The sequence below is a fragment of the Curtobacterium sp. NPDC090217 genome (genome assembly GCF_044746705.1).
Classification (GTDB): domain Bacteria; phylum Actinomycetota; class Actinomycetes; order Actinomycetales; family Microbacteriaceae; genus Curtobacterium.
The window spans coordinates 527,952-547,244 of sequence record NZ_JBIVCR010000001.1 but is presented as its reverse complement, the minus strand read 5'-3'; the positions used below and the strand labels follow the sequence as shown (position 1 = coordinate 547,244).

Annotated in this window: 26 protein-coding genes; 16 read left to right on the top strand and 10 right to left on the bottom strand. The window is 71.6% G+C overall.

What is annotated here, in order from left to right; all coding sequences use genetic code 11:
• The first annotated feature begins 7 nt into the window (after positions 1–7).
• The 3 genes from ACIPJ2_RS02750 to ACIPJ2_RS02740 all read left to right on the top strand — a co-directional run bounded on the left by ACIPJ2_RS02750 (position 8) and on the right by ACIPJ2_RS02740 (position 2,817).
• The gene (locus ACIPJ2_RS02750) at positions 8–568 is read left to right on the top strand and encodes an MOSC domain-containing protein (protein WP_402727452.1); all 561 of its coding nucleotides are present in this window, start codon (positions 8–10) and stop codon (positions 566–568) included.
• A gap of 82 nt (positions 569–650) precedes the next feature.
• On the top strand, positions 651–1,841 hold the full coding sequence (locus ACIPJ2_RS02745) for an MFS transporter (protein WP_402727451.1): 1,191 nt from the start codon (positions 651–653) through the stop codon (positions 1,839–1,841).
• Positions 1,831–2,817 carry a GlxA family transcriptional regulator gene (locus ACIPJ2_RS02740; protein WP_402727450.1) on the top strand — a complete coding sequence of 329 codons (987 nt, stop codon included), beginning with the start codon at positions 1,831–1,833 and terminating at the stop codon, positions 2,815–2,817. Before ACIPJ2_RS02745 ends, ACIPJ2_RS02740 begins: the two co-directional genes overlap by 11 nt.
• A gap of 19 nt (positions 2,818–2,836) precedes the next feature.
• Here the strand turns inward: ACIPJ2_RS02740 and ACIPJ2_RS02735 are convergent, their stop codons facing one another.
• Both ACIPJ2_RS02735 and ACIPJ2_RS02730 read right to left on the bottom strand, forming a co-directional pair.
• Positions 2,837–3,241: a GNAT family N-acetyltransferase gene (locus ACIPJ2_RS02735; protein ID WP_402727449.1), complete on the bottom strand. Its 405-nt coding sequence runs from the start codon at positions 3,239–3,241 to the stop codon at positions 2,837–2,839.
• Positions 3,242–3,420: 179 nt separating this feature from the next.
• Positions 3,421–3,600, bottom strand: coding sequence for a hypothetical protein (locus tag ACIPJ2_RS02730; protein WP_402727448.1), 180 nt, complete (start codon positions 3,598–3,600; stop codon positions 3,421–3,423).
• Between the two features lie 82 nt (positions 3,601–3,682).
• On the opposite strand from ACIPJ2_RS02730, the gene ACIPJ2_RS02725 reads away from it, so the two are divergent.
• Together ACIPJ2_RS02725 and ACIPJ2_RS02720 are read left to right on the top strand one after the other, a co-directional pair.
• A complete protein-coding gene (locus tag ACIPJ2_RS02725) occupies positions 3,683–4,600 on the top strand; it encodes a phosphotransferase (protein ID WP_402727447.1) in 918 nt (305 codons plus the stop codon).
• Positions 4,593–5,246: a hypothetical protein gene (locus ACIPJ2_RS02720; protein WP_402727446.1), complete on the top strand. Its 654-nt coding sequence runs from the start codon at positions 4,593–4,595 to the stop codon at positions 5,244–5,246. Before ACIPJ2_RS02725 ends, ACIPJ2_RS02720 begins: the two co-directional genes overlap by 8 nt.
• Here ACIPJ2_RS02720 and ACIPJ2_RS02715 read toward each other — a convergent pair.
• Positions 5,215–5,715: a GNAT family N-acetyltransferase gene (locus ACIPJ2_RS02715; RefSeq protein ID WP_402727445.1), complete on the bottom strand. Its 501-nt coding sequence runs from the start codon at positions 5,713–5,715 to the stop codon at positions 5,215–5,217. The genes ACIPJ2_RS02720 and ACIPJ2_RS02715 overlap by 32 nt on opposite strands.
• 88 nt (positions 5,716–5,803) lie before the next feature.
• Between ACIPJ2_RS02715 and ACIPJ2_RS02710 the strand changes: the two genes are divergently transcribed.
• Both ACIPJ2_RS02710 and pip read left to right on the top strand, forming a co-directional pair.
• Positions 5,804–6,529 carry a hypothetical protein gene (locus ACIPJ2_RS02710; RefSeq protein WP_402727444.1) on the top strand — a complete coding sequence of 242 codons (726 nt, stop codon included), beginning with the start codon at positions 5,804–5,806 and terminating at the stop codon, positions 6,527–6,529.
• 69 nt (positions 6,530–6,598) lie between these two features.
• Positions 6,599–7,540 (top strand): prolyl aminopeptidase, encoded by a 942-nt coding sequence (pip, locus tag ACIPJ2_RS02705; protein ID WP_402727443.1) that lies wholly within the window; start codon positions 6,599–6,601, stop codon positions 7,538–7,540.
• On the opposite strand, the gene ACIPJ2_RS02700 is transcribed toward pip, so the two are convergent.
• On the bottom strand, positions 7,497–8,690 hold the full coding sequence (locus ACIPJ2_RS02700; RefSeq protein ID WP_402727442.1) for an MFS transporter: 1,194 nt from the start codon (positions 8,688–8,690) through the stop codon (positions 7,497–7,499). The genes pip and ACIPJ2_RS02700 overlap by 44 nt on opposite strands.
• An 89-nt stretch (positions 8,691–8,779) precedes the next feature.
• On the opposite strand from ACIPJ2_RS02700, the gene ACIPJ2_RS02695 reads away from it, so the two are divergent.
• From ACIPJ2_RS02695 to ACIPJ2_RS02670, 6 genes are all read left to right on the top strand, one after another.
• Positions 8,780–9,349, top strand: coding sequence for a TetR/AcrR family transcriptional regulator (locus ACIPJ2_RS02695; RefSeq protein WP_402727441.1), 570 nt, complete (start codon positions 8,780–8,782; stop codon positions 9,347–9,349).
• 178 nt (positions 9,350–9,527) lie between these two features.
• On the top strand, positions 9,528–10,961 hold the full coding sequence (locus tag ACIPJ2_RS02690; RefSeq protein WP_402727440.1) for an MFS transporter: 1,434 nt from the start codon (positions 9,528–9,530) through the stop codon (positions 10,959–10,961).
• On the top strand, positions 10,958–11,899 hold the full coding sequence (locus tag ACIPJ2_RS02685) for a nucleoside hydrolase (RefSeq protein ID WP_402727439.1): 942 nt from the start codon (positions 10,958–10,960) through the stop codon (positions 11,897–11,899). Before ACIPJ2_RS02690 ends, ACIPJ2_RS02685 begins: the two co-directional genes overlap by 4 nt.
• The gene (locus ACIPJ2_RS02680; RefSeq protein WP_402727438.1) at positions 11,896–12,789 is read left to right on the top strand and encodes a PfkB family carbohydrate kinase; all 894 of its coding nucleotides are present in this window, start codon (positions 11,896–11,898) and stop codon (positions 12,787–12,789) included. Before ACIPJ2_RS02685 ends, ACIPJ2_RS02680 begins: the two co-directional genes overlap by 4 nt.
• Before the next feature lie 12 nt (positions 12,790–12,801).
• Positions 12,802–13,572 carry a GntR family transcriptional regulator gene (locus ACIPJ2_RS02675; RefSeq protein ID WP_402727437.1) on the top strand — a complete coding sequence of 257 codons (771 nt, stop codon included), beginning with the start codon at positions 12,802–12,804 and terminating at the stop codon, positions 13,570–13,572.
• Between the two features lie 61 nt (positions 13,573–13,633).
• Positions 13,634–13,765, top strand: coding sequence for a hypothetical protein (locus tag ACIPJ2_RS02670; RefSeq protein ID WP_281266216.1), 132 nt, complete (start codon positions 13,634–13,636; stop codon positions 13,763–13,765).
• Here ACIPJ2_RS02670 and ACIPJ2_RS02665 read toward each other — a convergent pair.
• Positions 13,749–14,267, bottom strand: coding sequence for a hypothetical protein (locus ACIPJ2_RS02665; protein WP_402727436.1), 519 nt, complete (start codon positions 14,265–14,267; stop codon positions 13,749–13,751). The genes ACIPJ2_RS02670 and ACIPJ2_RS02665 overlap by 17 nt on opposite strands.
• Before the next feature lie 282 nt (positions 14,268–14,549).
• The gene (locus ACIPJ2_RS02660; protein WP_402727435.1) at positions 14,550–15,011 is read right to left on the bottom strand and encodes a MarR family winged helix-turn-helix transcriptional regulator; all 462 of its coding nucleotides are present in this window, start codon (positions 15,009–15,011) and stop codon (positions 14,550–14,552) included.
• Positions 15,012–15,073: 62 nt separating this feature from the next.
• Between ACIPJ2_RS02660 and ACIPJ2_RS02655 the strand changes: the two genes are divergently transcribed.
• Positions 15,074–15,442 (top strand): VOC family protein, encoded by a 369-nt coding sequence (locus ACIPJ2_RS02655; RefSeq protein ID WP_402727434.1) that lies wholly within the window; start codon positions 15,074–15,076, stop codon positions 15,440–15,442.
• Positions 15,443–15,664: 222 nt separating this feature from the next.
• On the opposite strand, the gene ACIPJ2_RS02650 is transcribed toward ACIPJ2_RS02655, so the two are convergent.
• Both ACIPJ2_RS02650 and ACIPJ2_RS02645 read right to left on the bottom strand, forming a co-directional pair.
• Positions 15,665–16,102, bottom strand: coding sequence for a VOC family protein (locus tag ACIPJ2_RS02650; RefSeq protein ID WP_402727433.1), 438 nt, complete (start codon positions 16,100–16,102; stop codon positions 15,665–15,667).
• Between the two features lie 10 nt (positions 16,103–16,112).
• Positions 16,113–16,691: a TetR/AcrR family transcriptional regulator gene (locus ACIPJ2_RS02645; RefSeq protein ID WP_402727432.1), complete on the bottom strand. Its 579-nt coding sequence runs from the start codon at positions 16,689–16,691 to the stop codon at positions 16,113–16,115.
• 85 nt (positions 16,692–16,776) lie between these two features.
• Between ACIPJ2_RS02645 and ACIPJ2_RS02640 the strand changes: the two genes are divergently transcribed.
• Positions 16,777–17,658, top strand: coding sequence for an NAD-dependent epimerase/dehydratase family protein (locus ACIPJ2_RS02640; RefSeq protein WP_402727431.1), 882 nt, complete (start codon positions 16,777–16,779; stop codon positions 17,656–17,658).
• A 15-nt stretch (positions 17,659–17,673) separates the two neighbouring features.
• Here the strand turns inward: ACIPJ2_RS02640 and ACIPJ2_RS02635 are convergent, their stop codons facing one another.
• Both ACIPJ2_RS02635 and ACIPJ2_RS02630 read right to left on the bottom strand, forming a co-directional pair.
• Positions 17,674–18,180, bottom strand: coding sequence for a DUF6611 family protein (locus tag ACIPJ2_RS02635; RefSeq protein WP_402727430.1), 507 nt, complete (start codon positions 18,178–18,180; stop codon positions 17,674–17,676).
• The gene (locus ACIPJ2_RS02630) at positions 18,177–18,716 is read right to left on the bottom strand and encodes a hypothetical protein (protein WP_402727429.1); all 540 of its coding nucleotides are present in this window, start codon (positions 18,714–18,716) and stop codon (positions 18,177–18,179) included. Before ACIPJ2_RS02630 ends, ACIPJ2_RS02635 begins: the two co-directional genes overlap by 4 nt.
• A gap of 160 nt (positions 18,717–18,876) precedes the next feature.
• On the opposite strand from ACIPJ2_RS02630, the gene arr reads away from it, so the two are divergent.
• Complete coding sequence (gene arr / locus ACIPJ2_RS02625) at positions 18,877–19,287, top strand: NAD(+)--rifampin ADP-ribosyltransferase (RefSeq protein ID WP_281266208.1); 411 nt, start codon at positions 18,877–18,879, stop codon at positions 19,285–19,287.
• The last annotated feature ends 6 nt before the right edge of the window (positions 19,288–19,293 follow it).

Here is a 19,293-nt window from a genome sequence, read left to right as displayed (position 1 = left end):
GCGAGCCATGAGCGGGGAACTCGAGGACGAAGCAGGGGTGGTCGCGGTGAGTCGCGACGGCGAGCACCGGTTCAGCAAGCCGGTGGTGGACGAGGTCACGCTCGTCGCGGGCTGGGGCATCGAGGGCGACGCGCACGCCGGCACGACCGTGCAGCACCGCTCCCGGGTGGCACGGGACCCGTCGCAACCGAATCTGCGTCAGGTGCACCTGATCCACGCCGAGCTGTTCGACGAGGTCGCGGACGCCGGGTACACGGTCGAGCCGGGTCAGATGGGCGAGAACGTCACGACCCGCGGGGTCGATCTGCTCGGGCTGCCGACCGGCACGCTGCTCCACCTCGGCGACGAGGCGTGCGTCCGGGTCACGGGGCTGCGGAACCCGTGCCAGCAGATCAACGACTTCGAGTCGGGTCTCCTCCGCGAGGTGCTCGGCCGAGCGGAGGACGGTTCGGTCGAACGCAAGGGCGGCGTCATGAGCGTCGTCGTGACCGGCGGGACCGTCCGACCGGGAGACCGCATCCGGGTCGAGCTCCCGACAGGAGAGCGACAGCCGCTCGTCCCCGTCTGACCACGCGACTTGGCGTGATCTGTACGACCGACGTCCGCTGGAGCGATGGCGCGGGACGACAGCGGGCAGTTTGGTTGTCCTCATGGAGATCGAACGAACCGCTCATGCGCGAGGGCGCCTGCTCTGGCCGGTCGCCGCGTGGTTCTGGGCGCTCCAGTTCGCGGTCCTCAACCCGCTGCTCGCCGTCCTGCTGGTCGAGGTGTACGGAGCGACGCCTTCGCAGGTCGGATGGGTGCTCGGCGCGTACAACGCGGGCGGGTTCGTCGCGTCGCTGGTGATTCCGACGCTGGCAGACCGGGCCGGCGACTACCTGCGACCGCTGCTGTTCTGCGCGCTCGTCGGTGTCGGTCTCGTCGCGGCCCTGGTACTGACGAGGTCACTGCCGATCGCGGTGATCGCGCTCGTGGTGCTCGGTGGGCCGCCCGGCGTGGGATCGACCCTGCTGTTCGCGCAGTTGCGGCACGAAGGTGCACCGCCTGTGCGGGTGATCCGCACGCGTGCGATCGTGTCGTTCGCCTGGGTGGTCGGGCCGCCGCTCGCTGCCTTCAGCACCGGCGTGGTCGGCACGTCCGCCGCGTTCCTGCTGCTCGCCGCGATCAGCCTGCTGAACGTCCTCGGCGCGCTGCTCCTGCTGCGGCGTCGCGGGCCGGTGGCCGCGGCCGACGTGGCGCAGCGGCCGCGGTTGCTCGCACAGCTGCGCGGGTGGTCCCCATGGGCAGTGGTCACGGCGTTCACCCTGCTGCAGGCGACGAACATCGCCACCGTCACGGTCGCGACCCTCTTCGTCACGAGGGACCTGCACGCCCCGATCGGGTGGGCGGGCGTCGTCCTTGGTACTGCCGCACTCGTCGAGATCCCCGCGCTGATGACCATCGGCCGACTCCACGAGCGCGTCCCGACGCGCGCACTGCTCGCCACCGGCTGGGCCGCGGGCGTCCTGTACTACGGACTCGTGACGCTGGTCCACGAGCCGTGGCAGCTCCTGGCGCTGCAGCCGCTGAACGCCTGGTTCTTCGCCACGGTCGCCGGTGTCGGGCTGACGGTCTTCCAGACGGTCTTCCCCAGTCCTGGTCTGGCGTCCGGGCTCTTCACGAACACCCGACGCGTCGGCGCCGTGCTGTCCGGGCTGCTGATCGCGGGGCTCGGAGTCGTCGCGGATCCGTACCGCGCCGTGTACGCGGCGGCCGCCGGTACGGTCGTGCTCGTCCTCGTCGGCGGGTGGATCGCGACGGCTGTCACCGCTCGTGATCGATGCGCGTTCGATGCGCGCTAGGTTCGCGAGCGTGAACACCGTCCGTGACCACCGTGTGGCCGTGCTCGTGCTCGACGGAGCGAAGGCGCTCGACGTCGGGATCGCGGCACACGTCTTCGCGAAGCGGCCCAGCATGCCCTACGAGGTACGGGTCTGCGGCGAACGGGTCGGCACCGTCGACGGGTGGAACGGTCTCGCGTACGCCGTGGGCCACGACCTCGAGACCCTCGAGTGGGCGGACACCGTTCTGGTCCCCGGGTTCCGGAACCCGGCAGACGCCAGCACCCCAGCGGCGGTGACGGCCGCCCTGCGGAGGGCGCACGAGCGTGGTGCCCGCATCGCAGCGATCTCCACCGGGGCCTTCACGCTCGCCGCCGCCGGGCTGCTCGACGGCCGACGGGCGACGACGCACTGGCACTACACGCACGTGCTGCAGGAGCGGTACCCGGAGGTGGACGTCGACGAGAACGTGCTCTTCGTCGACGCCGGAGCGGTCCTCACCAGCGCCGGTGCGGCAAGCGGTCTGGACCTGTGCCTCCACCTCATCCGGAGCGACCACGGCGTCGCACTCGCGAACCACGTCGCACGGCGGCTCGTAAGCGCCCCGTACCGCAGCGGGGGCCAGGCGCAGTACGTCCCCCGCAGCATCCCGGAGCCCCTCGGCGACGTCTTCGCAGCGACCCGGGAGTGGGCACTCGCCCACCTCCGGGACGACCTCACGCTCACGACGCTCGCGCGCCAGGCCACCGTCTCGCCCCGGACGTTCTCGCGGCGCTTCACCGAGGACACGGGCATCACCCCGATGCAGTGGGTGCTCCGCGCCAGGGTCGACCACGCACGTGAGCTCCTCGAGCGGACCGACCTCTCGGTGACGCAGATCGCGGAAGCGACCGGGTTGCGGTCGGACACGAACCTCCGTCGGTACTTCGGCAGCATCATCGGGACGTCGCCGACCGCCTACCGGGCTGCGTTCCAGGACCCGGATCCGTCTCCGTAGACCGCGGCCGTCCCTGCTCTCAGCGGAGGTGGACGAGGCCCGCCCTGGTCGGAGCGAAGCCACACGCGTCCTCGTAGAACGGGGCCATGTCGGCGCTGTAGTCGACGAAGAGCCACTCGCACCCGGCAGCGCGCGTCTCGGCGACGGCGTGACGGACGACCGCGGTGCCGAGTCCCTGGTGCTGGTGCGACGGGCGTGTCTTCGTGTCGATGAGGAACGCGTGGTCGCTGCCGTCCCACGCGACGTTGACGAAGCCCACGAGCGCTCCGTCAGGCGTTCGTGCAGCGACCCAGCCGAGCGAGTGCGGTCGGACGCGGTCCCACCACCCGCCCTCGGGTGTCCCGTCGTGCGCGGCGGTGAGTTCCACGAGCTCCCGGTCCTCGACGGGGGTCCGCCAGCTGAGTGTCACGTCGTCGTGCATCATCGACCCAGCATGGCGGAACGGAGCACGCGACGCGCGATGACCGGGAGTTCGGAACGGGCCGTGACCGATCCGGTTCCCGAAACCCGGGTTCCGGGTACCGGATCGGTCACCGACGGATTCGAACCTGCCACCTCGTGGGCAGGTGACCATCGGGACGCTCGGCGCGACCAGACGGTTGTTCAGCGGGTGGGGCGTGCTCGCTGTCGACGCATGCGGACGAGCATCGCGATCAGCGCGGCACCGATTAGGAGCGGGATCCACACGGACCCGGATGCGATGGGTGCGACGACCAGCCCGAGGACGACGCAGATCCCCGCGCATGCCGCGATGACGATCTCGCTCAAAGTCCACTTCCCCATGTGTTCCCCCTGTCGTTGCGCTCGACCCTACGTCGGACACGAGCAGCCGTCACCCCCCCGTCTACCGGGCCATGATGGGTCCGTGTCCAACGAAGCGGTCGGCGAACCGTGGTTCCGTGCGGTCCTGGGGGCGGTCGGTGCCGCGACGCAGCACGTTGCCCCGCTCGCGGGCGGTTCGGTCAACCACACCCACCGGGTGGAACGAGTCGATGCGTCTCCGATCGTCCTGCGGTTCCCCGTCGATCCGCTCCGCGAGGACGAGTTCCCCGTCGAGGCGTGGGCTGCGGCGGAAGCGGCGCAGGTCGGCATCCCGGTTGCGGCGCCCGTCCTGCACGGCGTCGAGGCCGGCATCCCGTTCGCGATCTCGGAGTACGTCGAGCCCGATCCGCGTCCGATCGAGCAGCCGTGGGCGTGGCTCGGTCGATACGCGGTGGCGGTCGGCACGATCCCGCTCGACAGGGCGCCGGTGTCGCTGTACTCCCGGTTCGGGCCCGACCTACGGCAGGCGTGGGCAGCGCACCTGGACTACAACCTCGCCGCACTCGTCGAGGACGACCCCCTCCGACGAGACGGCGCGTACGCATCGGCCGCGGACGTCCGATCACTGCTCGAACCGCTGACCCGCGAGGAGGTTGAGTTCGGACTCGCGCACGGGGACCTCGCCCCGCGGAACCTCATCTCGCGCGGTCCCGACGAGCCGCCCGTGCTCATCGACTGGGGTGCCGCCGAGACCGGCCCGACGCCCTGGACGGACGCGCGACGAGTGTTCCGGTGGGCCTTCGTCGACGGGTCCATCACCCGTCAGGAGTACGACGCGTTCGTCGCCAGCGCCGGACTCGGGTCGGATGCTGCTCGACGGACGCTGGCCGCGATGACGGCACTGCACCTCGTCGACGTCACCCGGTGGGCCCGCGACCGGCGTCCGGACCTGTACGACGAGTACCTCTCGCAGTGTCGCGCCGGGATCGGTCGCATTCGGGAGGAGGTCGGAGGTGGGTGACGGACTCGAGCACGACGAACTCGTGCGTCTCTACGGTCCCTGGCGTCCGCGCAGCCCTGCGGACGTCGCCGCGCTCTTCGTGGGTCTCCCCGGCACCTGGTGGATTGCCGGTGGATGGGCGATCGAGACCTTCACGGGTCGGAGTCGACCGCACGGCGACATCGACCCGAGCATCGCCCGCTCCGACGTGCCACTGCTTCGCGCGCACCTCGCGGGCCGGATGGACGTCTGGGCAGCCGATCGGGGAGCCCTGCGGCCGTTGGTCGACGAGACGGACGCCCTGCCCGAGACCTGCGGCAACCTCTGGCTGCGTCAGAGTGGATCGGACCCGTGGGAGTACGACGTCCTCCTGATGGACATCGACTCTGGGAAGTGGGCCTACAAGCGAGACCGGAGCATCACGCTGCCGGTGTCGGAGCTCCTCTGGGAGCGCGACGGAATCAGACACCTCAGGCCAGAGGTCCAGCTCCTCCACAAGGCGCCTGGACTCCGGCCGCAGGACCAGCAGGACTTCGACGCCTGCCTGCCGCTCCTGAGCGAGGCCGCCGCGGCATGGCTGCGCAGCGCTCTGGAACGGGCGCACCCGGGGCACCCCTGGATCCACGCGCTCGCACTCACCCCACCGCGCGCTCCCAGAAGCGGGTGACGCTGACGAGGTGGTCGTATCGGTACGGCTTCTGCTCACCAGTCGGTTCGTAGCCCAGAGAACGGAGGAACGGAGCGGCCTCGCGCTCGACGCTGTCCACGATCCCGGCCCGCACGACGGAGGCACCGGCCGTGCGGACGTCGGCGAGCAGGGCGTCGTGGAGGGTACGGCCGTATCCACGCCGTCGGCGATCGCGCCGGACGATAAGCAGGCCGAGGTACGTGGTGCGGGGATCCGGGTAGCCGATCAGGACGTCGGTGAACGCGGTCAGCTCCCCGCCGACCCAGAGCCCGACGCCCCGTTTCCCCGCCGGGTCGTACTCGGGAGGGACCGCGATGAGGGCGCTCAGTGCATCCGACGGTCCCGGCGGATAGCCGGTGACCCGCTCCGAGTGGTCGGGAGCCGCCTCGAGCAACGCCTGGAGGGCGTCGACGTCGGAGCAGTCGAGCGTGCGGATGTCGGACGGCATGGTGGATCCGAGTGTGCACCCCGGGTTGACGCCGCGCCTCCCGAACGAGGGCGTGAGAGAACCTCGACCCCTCTCGTACGCTCAGCTCATGGGTTCCGAGGCCGCCGACGTCCCCGCGCCGTCGGCACGTCGCGACCTGACCGACATCCTCGTCCCCGTGGTCGCTGTCCTCGTGGCCGTCGTCGCCACTGCAGCGTCCCCGGACCCGGTCGCCGAGCCGTTCACGCAGTCGGTCTTCCCCCTGGCGACGCAGCGGCTCCTCGCCGTGTGGATCCCGCTGCTCGTCGCCGGCGCCTGGCTCCTCCGTGGTCGACGGTTCCGGTCGGCGCTCAGAGGGCTCCGCATCGGCTTCCCCGAGGTCGTCGCCGCCCTCGCCGCAGTCGTCCTCTGCCGCGTCGTCGAGGCGGCGTCGCAGGTGCTGCTCGGCGATCCACCCGAGATGGTGCTGGCGTTCGTGCCGTCGCGCGCTGAGCTCGCCGTGCTCGCGGCGGTCGGCCTCCTGGCCTTCGTCCTCGGACCGCTCCTCGTCACTACGATGGTGCACGGCGTGCTCCAGCGGCGGCTGGCCGCCCTACTGTCCCGCCGACTGCGTGTCCTGACCGTCGTCGTCCCGGCGCTCCTCGTCGTCGTCCTCGAGGTGGGCACCGCCTGGATCGCGGGCATCGCGCCCGCTGCATCGGGCGCCGTGGTCACCGCCGCCGTGCTCGCCCTCCTCGCCGGCATGCTCGCCGCCGTGACCGGTCGGATCGGTGTTGCCGCCGCCACCTACCTGCTCTGGAACGTGACGTGTGTCTTCCAGGTCCCGTTCGTCTGAGACAGACGAACTCGCGGTGAGCCGGGCCACGAACGACGGTGCCGCTCCCGGCCGCCCTAGGCTGCCGGGATGCACCCGGAACTGGAACCCTTCGAGTCGGGATCCCTCGAGCGCCCGGACGGCAACCGGATCCACTGGGAGACCTCGGGGAACCCGACGGGGCGTCCGGCCCTCTACCTGCACGGCGGTCCAGGTTCGGGCCTCGGAGCCGGCGGGTACCGTCGGCGGTTCGACCCCGCGCAGTACCTGATCGTCGGACTCGATCAGCGTGGCTGTGGGCGGAGCACCCCGTGGGCGATCGACGACCTCGACGCGCTCGACACGAACACGACGCAGACGGTCATCGCGGACATCGAGGCGCTCCGGGAACGGCTCGGCATCGAGTCCTGGCTCGTGCACGGCGTCTCGTGGGGCAGCACCCTCACCCTGGCGTACGCCCTCGCGCACCCGGACCGCGTCACCGAGATCGTGCTCGTGGCGGTCACGACCGGCGCCCGTCGGGAGCTGGACTGGATCACCGAGGGCGTCGGCGCGCTGTTCCCGGAGGCGTGGTCGGCGTTCGCCGCCGGCGTCCCGGACGGCGTTCGCGTCGTCGAGCACTACGCCGGGCTGCTCCACCACCCGGACCCCGCGGTGCGTGTCGCTGCTGCCGAACGGTGGGACGAGTGGGAGGCGACGCACATCTCGTTCGACCTCGGATCGCCCGTGGGCCCGTTGCACCCGAACGCGCGCCACCGGCAGGACTTCGCGACCCTCGTCACGCACTACTGGGCGAACGACTGCTTCCTCGGCCCGGACGAGATCCTGTCCCGCGCGGGCGAACTCGCGGGCATCCCCGGTGTCCTGATCCACGGTCGTCGGGACGTCAGCGGTCCCGTGGTCACCCCGTGGGAACTGCACCGGGCGTGGCCGGGAAGCCGCCTGGAGGTCGTGGAGGACGAGGGGCACGGCGGGCCGACCGAGATGCTCATCGCGCAGCGGGCGATCGACTCGTTCGCGGCCCGGTTATGACCGCGACCAGGACCAGGACGACCACGAACGCCCCGTACGCGAGCACGGTGGGCTCGAGCCCGACCGCCGCGGTGGCGAGGCCGGCCGCGAGCGCCGGCACGCTGAACGCCGCGTAGCTGACGATGTACATCGTCGCGAACACCTGGCCGCGCTGGTCCTGGGGAGCAGCCGCGCCGAGCGTCGTGACGGCGTACTGGAACGTGCTGCCGAAGCCCAGCCCGGCGATCGCGGACCCCACGATGTAGATCGGCAGGGCTGTCGCCATGACCGCCACGAGCATGACCACCACACCGCCGGCGAGGGTCCCGTACCCGAACCACTGCCGGGTCGACGGTGGCAGGATCGTCGAGACCGCGCCGCCGATCGTCCCCGCGACGAAGAACGCCCCGAGCACCAGCCCCACGACGAAGTGACTGTGCACCCCGAGCAGCGTGCCGATGACCGACGACCCCAGTGACAACGACAGGCCGGACAGCGCCCACGTCGCGACGATCGACGGGACGAGCGCGAGGAACGCCGGGCGGACGACGGACGGCAGCGCCGCGCTCGGCAGGAGTGCGCGCCAGAGCGGTCCCTGGTCGGTCGATGCCGGTCGGGTGCGCTCCGGGATCCACCAGACGAGCACGGCGAGGAGCAGGTACGCGGCCGCGAGGACCCAGAACACGAGCTGACGCGGGAACGGCGCGAACTCGACGAGTGCTCCCGCCAGGACCGCGCCGATCGTGATGCCGAGCGACGGGACAGCGCTGCTGACGATCGACCCTCGCCGCGGGTCCTTGGCGGCGTCGAGGATCATCGCCGTGACCGTGCCGGTCGCCGCGCCCACCGCGAACCCCTGCACGACCCGGGCGAGGACGAGTCCGCCGGTCCCGCCGGCGACCACGAAGAGCAGCATGCCGAGCGCGAGCAGCACCATCGCTCCGGACGCCACGGGTCGACGTCCGATCCGGTCGGAGAGCGACCCCACCGTGAGCAGGGCCACGAGGAGCGCTCCGACGTAGACGGCGAAGACCACGGTCAGCGTGAACGCCGAGAACCCGAAGAGCCGCTGGTACACGGGGTAGAGCGGCGACGGAGCTGAGGCGGCCGTCAGGGTCGCAGCACCGGTGGCTCCGGCGACCAGGAACGCGACCGGGCGAGGGAACACCATGGAGTCCTCCATCAAAAGCAATGAACTTTGCTTTTGGGACAGTAGCCCGCCCGCTTCCGAAAAGCAAAGAACTTTGCGATAGTTGCACCATGTCCGCGACGTCGACGACCAGACCGGGTGGGCGGAGCAGCCGCGTGCTCTCCGCCGTCTACTCGGCCGTCGGCGCGCTCGTGGGCGAGGGTGCCGAGCGCATCACGTTCCCCGTCATCGCCGAGCGCGCGGGCGTCAACCCGACGACGCTCTACCGACGGTGGGGTGACGTCGACGAGCTCCTCGAGGAGGTCGCCGTCGCGGCCCTCACCCGCGACGGCGACGAGCTCCCCGACGCGGGCACCCTCGCCGGCGACCTGACCGAGTGGGCGCTGATCGTCACGCGTGACATCACCCGGCCGGAGCGCGCTCGGTACCTCCGGGCGATGGTGGCCGCCCGCCAGGACGTCGTCGCACACTGCGAGGTGACCGACACCCGTCTCGAGCAGGCATCGGCGCTCATCCGCCGCGCCGAGGGCCGGGACGAGGCCGTGCCGACCGCCGAGCAGGTCCTCGATCACGTCATCGCGCCGCTGTACTACCGCGTCGCCTTCGCCCTGCCGGTCGACGAGGAGCGCCCGCGGCGCTTGGTCCGCGACGTCCTCCGCATGGTCGCGCCGAGCCGGTAGTCACCACCCGCCGGACGGGAGGCTCGGTGCGGGCCCGACCCGTGCCTCCCGTCCGATCGTGGCGGCTCCGCGGCCGGAACCGGCCATCGGGGTCGGCCCGCTTGCCAGCGCGCCGTCCGGACCATAGAGTACGGACCTGTATTACAGGTACGTACGACAACCGGACGAAGGAGTTCGCATGACTGTCGCCCCCGCCCGCCCCGAAGCGGAACGCGAGCGCCTCTCCGGCGCTCGCATCCCCCTGCTGGTCGGATCGCTCATCGTCGCGGTGCTCGCGTTCCAGCTGAACGCGAGCCTGCTCACCCCGGCCATCCCGTCGATGGCCGTGGACCTGCACGCTTCGGCCGGCGTCGTGTCCCAGGTGCAGTCGCTGTTCTTCCTGTCCGGGTCGGTGCTCGGCATGGTGGTGTCGCGCTGGTCGGACACGATCGGGCGGCGCCGGGCGCTCCTGGTGACGATGGCCGCGCTGCTCGTGGGGACGCTGCTGACGGTCACGGCACCCTCGCTCCCTCTCCTGCTGACCGGTCGCGTGCTGCAGGGGACATCCTCGGCAGCCCTGACGATCGCGTTCCTGGTGCTGTCCGAGGAGCTCACGGCGAAGCAGTTCGGCATCTCGGTCGGGGTCGTGACGGCGGTGAACGGCGGCCTCGGCGGGCTCGACGGGTACATCGGCGGTGCGATCACCGACGCGTTCGGCTGGCGAGCCGTGTTCGTCGTGATCCTGGTCGTCGCGGTGCTCGGGACCCTGTCGGTGCTGGCGTTCGTGCCGCGGGTCCGGCGGAGTGCGGCTCGTCGGATGGACTGGCTCGGTGCGACGATCCTCGGTGCGTTCCTGGTCGGGTTCTCGCAGTTCGTCAGCGAGGTGCCGTCCCGCGGGATCGCCGACCCGCTGACGCTGGTGTGGCTGACGGTCGCGGTCGTGGCAGCCGTCGCGTTCGTGCTCGTCGAGCGGCGGGTGGCCCAGCCGCTCATCGCGGTCCCGGCGCTCCGGGCGCGGACGGCGTGGCCGGTGCTGATGTGCACGTTCCTGACGCTGTCCGGGGTGTTCGCGTCGACGAACTTCACCGTCGTCGTGCTCAGCCAGGACGGCGCGAACGGCTTCGGCCTGAACGCGGCGATGTCCGGGTTGCTGTTCCTCACCCCGACCGCGATCGCCGGGCTGCTGACGGCGCCGGCCGCCGGGTGGATCGCCCAGCGCATCGGCTGGGTGCGGTCGCTCCGCATGGCCACCGGTGCGATCCTCCTGATCTCGATCGCGCTCGCGTTCTTCGCCCTCGACAAGTGGGTCGCGTTCGGGCTGCTCATCGTGATGGGCGTCTTCTACCTCGGGCTGTACCAGGCGACGGCGAACGGCCTGTCGGTGCTGAACGCCCCCGCCGACGCTCCGGGTTCCCTGCCCGGGATCCACGGTGCATGCTTCGGACTGGGAGCCGGCACCGGTGTGGCCCTGGTCGGCCCTGCGGTCAGCGCCGGCACGCCAGAGGGGTACCACCTGGCGCTCTGGATCTCCGTCGCCCTCACCGCCGCCGCGTTCGCCGCAGCGCTCGTCCTCCGTCCCACCCCGAACGCTCTGCCCGCCGGAGCCCGCCCCGAAGGAGCCGCAACCGCATGACCACCCCCACGATCCCGCTCTTCCTCGACTGCGACACCGGCGTCGACGACGCCCTCGCCCTCGCGTACCTGCTCGACGTCCCGCACGTGGATCTGGTCGGCATCGGGACGGTCTCCGGGAACATCGACTCCGCGACCGCGGCGGTGAACACCTCGGCGCTGCTCGGCATGGTCGGGCGATCGGTGCCGGTCGCCGTCGGCGCGCACGACCCGCTCGGCGGCGTCTACGGCGGGGGCGCCCCGCACGTGCACGGCGTGAACGGCGTCGGCGGGGTCGACCTGCCCGCCGGGGTGGCCACCGCCGCCGATCCGGCCGCCGAGCTGCTGGTGCGCCTGGCACGTTCCCACGCGCTCGGCGACCGCAAGATCGACGTGCTGGCGATCGGCCCGCTCACGAACCTCGCCGTCGCGCTCGAGCTGGAGCCGCGCCTGCCGGAGCTGGTCGGCACGCTGACGATCATGGGCGGGGCGGTGTGGGAGCCCGGCAACGTGTCGCCCACCGCAGAGGCGAACATCCACAACGACGCCGAAGCCGCGCGCCGGGTCCTGACCGCCGGGTTCGACCTGGTGCTCGTGCCGCTCGACGTCACCCGCCAGCACCGGTTCGACGACAGTGACGGTGACCGGTTCATCGCCGCAGGCGACCCGCTCCGGGTGGCGCTCGGGACGATGCTCCACCGCTACATCGACTTCTACGAGACCGTCGACCAAGTCCGCCGAGCGCCGCTGCACGACCCGCTCGCTGCGGCGATCGCCGCGGGTGAGGTCGCACCGACCGTCCGCGAGACCCCGCTCGACGTGGTGACGGACGGCGACGAGCGCGGCCGCACCGTGCCGGTTGCAGACGGTCCGGTGGTGCGGGTCGTGGTGAGGGCGGAAGCGTCTGCCGCCGACGTGATCCGGACCCGGATCCTCGAGCTCGACACGGTGCCCGCGTGACGGCCGTGCCCGCTCTGCCGTCGTCGCCCGCTCTGCCGTCGCTGGCCGTCGTCGGCAGCATCAACGTCGACTCGGTGCTGCGGGTTCCTGAACTCCCCGCCCCGGGTGAGACCGTCCTCGCGACCCAGCGGCGGACGTTCCTCGGCGGCAAGGGCGCGAACCAGGCCGTCGCCGCCGCACGGCTCGGCGCAGCGGTCACGATGATCGGCGCCGTCGGGGCTGACCCGGACGGGGCGTTCGCGGTCGAGCAGCTCCGGCTCGTCGGCGTCCGGACGGAGCTGGTCACCAGGACCTCGGCTGCGCCGACCGGGACCGCGGCGATCACGGTCGACGCCGCCGGCGAGAACGCGATCGCCGTGTTCCCGGGGGCGAACGACCTGGTCGGCGTGCCCGGTGCACTCCCCGAATCCGACGTGCTCCTCTGCCAGCTCGAGGTCGACCCGGCCGTGGTGGACGAGGTCGTCGTCCGGTCCCGGGCCTTCGTCGCGATCAACGCCGCTCCCGCTCGACGGCTCGCGCAGGCCACGATGGACCGCGCCGACCTGCTCGTCGTCAACGAGCTCGAGTGGGCCGCACTCCCCGAGCTCGCTCGGTGTCGCCGCGTGGTGGTCACGGCGGGGTCGTCGGGTGCCTCGGTGTTCGAGCACGGACGCCTCGTCGTGCACGTGCCGTCGGTCCGCGCCGAGGTCCGGAACACGGTCGGTGCCGGTGACGCCTTCACCGCGGCTGTGACCATCGGGTTCGCAGCCGGGCTCTCCGCCGAGGACGCGCTCGCGACAGCAGCGCACGTCGGCGCCGCGGCCGTGGCGCACGAGGCATCGCAGCCAGAACTCGAGCCGTTCACGTCGTACCGGTCCCGGGCTGCGACCGCCGCACGGACCGCGGTCTGAGAGGCTGAGCACATGACGACTGCCGACGTCCTCCGGGGCCCGCTCCCTGCGCACGCCGGAGTCCCGCTCCGCGTCGCCGCGTACATGCGCATCAGCGACGCGATCCGTGGCGGCGCCATCCAGCCCGGCATCCTCCTGCCGTCCGAGGCGGAGCTGGTCGAGTTGCTCGGGGTGTCCAGGACGGTCGTGCGCGAGGCGCTGATCTTCCTCGAGGAGGACGGTTTCATCCGCTCCCGACGGGGCATCGGCCGCTTCGTCGCGGAGCGCCTGCCGGTCGCCGGGCTCGAGCGCGTCGAGGCCCCTGAACGCTTGCTCGTTCCAGAGGGCGGCGACGTCGAGCGGACGGAGATGGTCGTCCAGGACCGCACGGGGTTGTTCGCCGCGGAGTCGCTCGGCATCGCGGAGTCGTCGCCGTCCTGGTTCGTCGAGAGCGTCGTCCGCCGCGGGGACACCGTCGTCGGACTCGTGCAGGAGCACCTGCCGCCCGACGACGCCCTGGTCGGCGAGTACGCCCCCGTCCGCGAGCTGATCCGGATGAGCCGGCCCGACCAGACGATGCTCGCTGCGATGTTCGACGCCGGCATCGTCCCAGGGCCCGGCACCACCGAGGTGTCGATCGGGACCCCGGGTGAGACCCGTGGGCACCGTCTGGGTGTCTCCGCCGAGGAGCCCGTGCTCGTCTTGACACGGAGCCTGCGGTTCGCGGGGCGTCCGCTCTACGTCTCGAAGACCCTGGTGAACCCGCGCGAAGCCCGGATCACCGTCACGCACGGCGCGCCCTGAGTCGGGAATGCCCCGTCGCTCCCCGGTGTCGTACTCGTCACCCCATGCGAAGGAGCAACCGATGAGCCACGAACTCGACCGGACGAACACCACCCTCGACGACCGCGACTGCTGGCCAGCCCAGCGCGCGCTGCGCGACGAGCCGAAGCCCCGATTCGGCCGCTACCTGGGGCTGATCAACTCCCGCGACTGAGCAGCAGTCGCCCGGCGATGCGCTCGATGCTCGCCTCCGTCGGCTCTGCGCTCGTGTCGATCTCGACGTCCAGCGGGACGTGGTCGTTCGCCGCTGCGGCCCCCGACCTCGCCCACTCCAGGTCCGACCCGGGACGCGCCGCGGCACGGGTCGCGAGGCCTTCTGGGTCGGTCCGGACACCGACGAAGAATGCTCCGCGCTCGAGGCAGCGTTCGAGACACTCCCAGAAGTGCCCCGTCTCGGGGAAGGGCAGGGCACCGTCGAGGACCACGTCGTACCCGGCGTCGAGCCACGTGAACGCGGCCAGGTGGAGCGTGCGCGCGAACCGCGGCGGATCGAAGTCGTCTGGGGAACCGAGGGTCGGCGCGGCGGTGTCCGCTTCGACCAGCACCCAGTCGTGACCGAGTCGTTCGACGAGTGCGCGGGCGAGGGTCGACTTCCCCGCGAGGCTCCCGCCCGACACGACGACGAGTGAGCCGGGTGTCCGTCGCTGGAGGTCCACGCTCCCCACCGTACGTGTCCGGTGCGCGAACTGGTTGACTCGACGGATGCTCGATGAACGACCGGAACCCAGGCGCTCGCCGTGGGCGGTGGTGCTGACCTGCGCCGTGGTCGTCATCGGGCGGCCTGTTCGTTCTCCGGCGGCACCTCCGGTCCGATCGGTCAGCGCAACGGCCCGACCGAACGTGATCCGCCGGCGTTCCTGACGAATCCGGTTCCGCGCACCCGCGTTCCGGGAACCGGATTCGTCATCGGCGAATCCGAACGTCCGTCCCCGCGAGCGTCACCCGCCATGCTGCTCGTCGTTCCGAAGTGAACGGATCATGCTCCGCAGGCTCCGGAACGCGATCGCTCGGTCCTCCGTCGACATCCCGGTGAGCATCCGGTCCTCGACCGACCGCACGGCGGCACTCGCGTGCTCGAGGAGCGCTCGCCCCGACGGGGTGAGCTGAGCGGGGAGCGCCTTGCCCACCGGAGGAGCCGCCGGCCGGGTCACGAGGCCGTCGCGCTCGAACGCCTGCAGCAGCACGTTCATCGACTGCCGGGTGACGAACGCGCCGCGTGCGAGCTCGGAGTTCGACAGGCCGGGCCGCTGCGCGAGCAGTTCCAGGCACGAGTACTGCGTGACCGTCAGTCCGAGCGGGCGCAGTACCGATTCCATCGCGGCGCGTAGGGCACTCGCGGCCTCCTTCAGCAGGTACCCGAGGGAGGTCTCGAGGTCGATGCCGGCCCGGTCTTGACTCATGTCAGTAGTCTGACATAGGTTGAGACGTGTCAGAAGACTGACACACCACGAAGGAGCACCACATGCCCGTCACCGGCCCCGACTTCATCAACCTCCAGGCGACCGACCTCGCCGCGTCGCAGGCGTTCTACGAGCAGTACCTCGGCCTCGTCCGCTCGCAGGCCGGCCCGCCGCACGCCGTCGTCTTCGAGACGACCCCGATCGCGTTCGCGCTCCGCGACGTCATCCCGGGTACGGACATCGCCGCCACCCCGCAGCCCGGCATCGGCGCCGCGATCTGGCTGCACGCCACCGGGGTCCAGGAGATCCACGACGCTCTCGTCGCCGACGGACACACCATCGTCTCGGCGCCGATCGACGGACCGTTCGGCCGCACGTTCACCTTCGCCGACCCCGACGGCTACCAGATCACGCTGCACGACAAGGCCTGATCAGCGCACTCCTCCCGGCGGCGCTGGCCGAGTGCGCGGATACGGCGACGGGACGCGGCCGGATGCCGCCACTTCTGCGCACTCGCTGTGGCGGTGCCGGCCGAGTGCGCAGACACGGCGACGGGATGCGGCCAGGGCTGGCACTTCTGCGCACTCGCCGCGCGCCGGCGGGAGGCCCGGTGCCAGGCCGACCCGTGCCTCCCGTCGGGCGGCCTGCGGCGGTCAGCTCTTGCGGAGATCCTGCGCGAGCATCACGATGATCCCGCTCGGCCCACGCAGGTACGTGAGCAGGTACACGTCCTGGTAGTTCGCGACGCCGCGGAGCGGTGTGCAGCCGTGGCGCGCCGCGATGGCCAGCGACTCGGCGAGGTCGTCTACCTGGAACGCGACGCGGTGCATGCCGATCTCGTTCGGCAGGGTCGGCTCGGTCTCGATCGCGTCGGGGTGGACGTACTCGAACAGCTCGATGTGGCCGTGTCCGTCCGGGGTCGCGAGCATCGCGATCTTCGCGTGGTTGCCGTCGAGGCCCACGGCGGTGTCGGCCCAGGCGCCGCTGATCTCGTCCCGACCGACCTCGGTGAGGCCCAGATCGGTGAAGAACGCGATCGTGGCCTCGAGGTCACGGACGGCGATGCCGATGTTCTCGAACGCGATGCCCATGGCGCGCAGGCTAGCCGAGCGTGGCGGCCGCTTCTCGGAGCTCGGACAGGGCGGTCAGGGTGTGGTGGTCGAGGCGGTCGTCGTCCGAGCGGTCCCCGCCGGACCAGCGATCGAACCCCTGCTTGAACGCGAGCACCCCCATCTCGCTGGCGAGGCGAGCGGGTGCCGCGCCGACGCCGCGAGCGACGAGGGCCTCGGTCATCGCGGCCGCCATCCCGACGCTCTTCAGGGCATCCCGTTCCTGGAGTTCGGCGCTCGCGGCGACGGCGGCCTTGAGCCGTGGTCCGAGTTCGCGGTTCATCGGGCCCATCTCGTCCGATGCCCGCTGGAGCCCTGCGGCAACGGCGTCGAGCGGCGTCGCGTCGACGGGGGCCTCGGCGATGCCCGACGCGAGCAGCCGGCTCAGCGTCTCCTGCCCGGCGACCAGGAGTTCGCGCTTGTCGGGGAAGTGCCGGAAGAACGTGCTCTTCGTCACACCCGCGCGCTCGGCGATCTGCGTGACCGTCGTCTCGTCGTAGCCCTGCTCGGAGAACAGGTCGACCGCGGCCAGGACCAGTCGTTCCCGAGCACCGGGTTCCCATCGCGCCATGGAACGATCATACGTGACGGGACAATCGTCCCATCCCGGGTGTACGGTGATGAGACAACTGTCCCATCACTGTCAGGAGCATCCCATGCACGTCTTCATCACCGGCGGAACCGGCACGATCGGCACGGCCGTCGTCGCCGAACTCATCGCGGCAGGGCACACGGTCGCGGCCCTCGCCCGTTCCGATCGCTCTGCTGCAGCGCTCACCGCTGCCGGCGCCGAGCCCGTCCGCGGCGGGCTGTCCGACCTCGACGTCCTCCGAGCCGGTGCCCGTGACGCGGACGGTGTCGTGAGCCTGGCGTTCTCGAACGACTTCAGCTCGCCCGAGGCGCTCGCCGCGGGCATCGCCGAGGAGTCTGCAGCGATGGGCGCCCTCGGCGAGGAGCTCGTCGGGTCCGACCGGCCGTTCGTCGTCGTGTCCGGCACGCCCTGGGTTCCCGGTCGTGCCTCCGTCGAGTCGGATCCGCTCCCCCTCGAGGGTCCGGTCGCCGGCCGTGCCCGTTCGGTCCTGGACGCGCTCGCGCTCGCCGACCGCGGCGTGCGGGTCTCCGCGATCCGCCTGCCCAGGACCGTGCACGCGGACGGCACGGGTGGGTTCGCCGGCATCCTCACCGAGATCGCACGCCAGAGCGGGGTCGCCGGGTACCCGGGCGACGGCGAGCAGCGGTGGCCGGCTGTGCATGCGCGTGACGCAGCGGTGCTGTTCCGGATCGCGCTGGAGCGTGCCCCGGCTGGCACCGCGTGGCACGCCGTCGCGGACGAGGCCGATCGGGTCCGCGACATCGCCGAGGTCATCGGGCGACGGCTCGGGCTGCCGGTGGAGCGGGTCGCGGACGATGCGTTCGGGTCGTTCGCGCCGATCTTCGCGATGGACCAGCCGTCCTCGAGCGAGTACACCCGGCGGACGCTCGGATGGGAGCCGACGCACGAGAGCCTGCTCGACGACCTGGAGAACGTCGAGCACTGACGGCCCGACCGCGCGTCACGGTCGCTGGGTCCTCGGCGGGAGGGTGTTCCAGACGTCGGCCCAGACCATCTCGAAGTCGACCGGCCGGATCTGCTGTGCGCTGAGCGCGCGTTCCAGCACGGCCAGGGCGTCGAGGGAGCCGTCGAGCAGCCGGGCGTCGCCGTGCACCTCGGGGCGACCGTTGCCGTAGAAGGTGGTCACCGTGATCGACCGGACGCGGGGCCGGAGCGTGCGGGTGGCCCGGCCGAGGACGAGGAACCCGCACGCGTAGGTGGCGAGCGCGGCGACCATCCCGACGGCCGGAGTCGGGTTCGTCGCGGCCATGATGCCGACCGCGAGGAGCGCGCCGAGGACCGTCCAGCCGTGCCATGCGCGGAGGAGTGCCCGCTCGCGCGTGCTCGTCCCCGGCGGGAACACGACGAGCGTCCGCGAGCTCCACATGGACCGGCTGACGGGGTGGACGGAGTACCGACCCCAGAGGTGGATCCCCGCCTTCGTGCGGTCCCCGGTGATCGCGCTCATCGGATCTCGGCGCCGAGCGCAGCCCGGACGGGCTCGACCACGTCCCGGTGCCGCAACGCCGCCAGGCACGGGAAGCAGAGCAGGTCGCCCTCGTGCACGTCGGTCGGGACCGGTGCCGGGAGCCGGTGGAACGGGCCATCGGCGGCGCCGTCGCACGGGGTCACGACGTACGTCTCCGCCGTCGGCGCCGTCGTGACCCGCCCGATCAGGCGGACCTCGTCGAGCACGGCGCACGCGGGCAGGACGGCGTCGAGTTCGAGGAGCACGATGCCGGTTCGCGGTCGTCGCACCCGGGTGACGGACGCGACCGCCACGCTGACCTCGCGCGGTGTCCACGCCGGCGGCCGGAACCGCGGCGGCTCCTGCTCGGCGGTGTGCACGCACGGGGTGCCGACGGTCTCGGCGAGCCGGACCATCGACACGGCGGAGATCACCACGTCGCCGATGGTCGGCGTCGTGCGCGCGGGCCACCGGGAGGCGTCGAAGGGGTCGGGGAGCGACGCTCGGAGCGTCGGTATGATCGCGGTCAGTGTCACGCCGGCAACGATCGTCCCGGAACGAGGGGGCGATCCGGACCCTGACGGATCCCCTACGGCTGGACGGGACTTCATCACGCCGTCCTGACAGGACTGACGTGACCGCGACCGCGACCGCGACCGCGACCGCGACCGCGACGGACGTCGTACCCTGACCGTCGTGACCGGAGCGCTGGACGACGGGCCGTTCTTCCACGGGACGAAGGCCGACCTGCAGGTCGGGGACCTGCTGACGGCGGGGTTCCGCTCGAACTACCGTCCCGAGATCGTGATGAACCACGTCTACTTCACCGCGCTCCCGGACGGCGCCGGCCTGGCAGCCGAACTCGCCGCCGGTGATGCCGCGCCGCGTGTGTACGAAGTGGAGCCGACGGGCGACTACGAGAACGACCCCAACGTCACGGACAAGAAGTTCCCCGGCAACCCGACCCGGTCGTACCGGAGCACGTCGCCGGTCCGGATCGTGCGTGAGGTGCACGACTGGACCCGCCTGACGCCGGAGGCCCTCCGAGGGTGGCGCGAGCGGCTCGCCGCGCTCCGGTCGGAGCCCCGCGGCGAGATCATCAACTGACCCCCA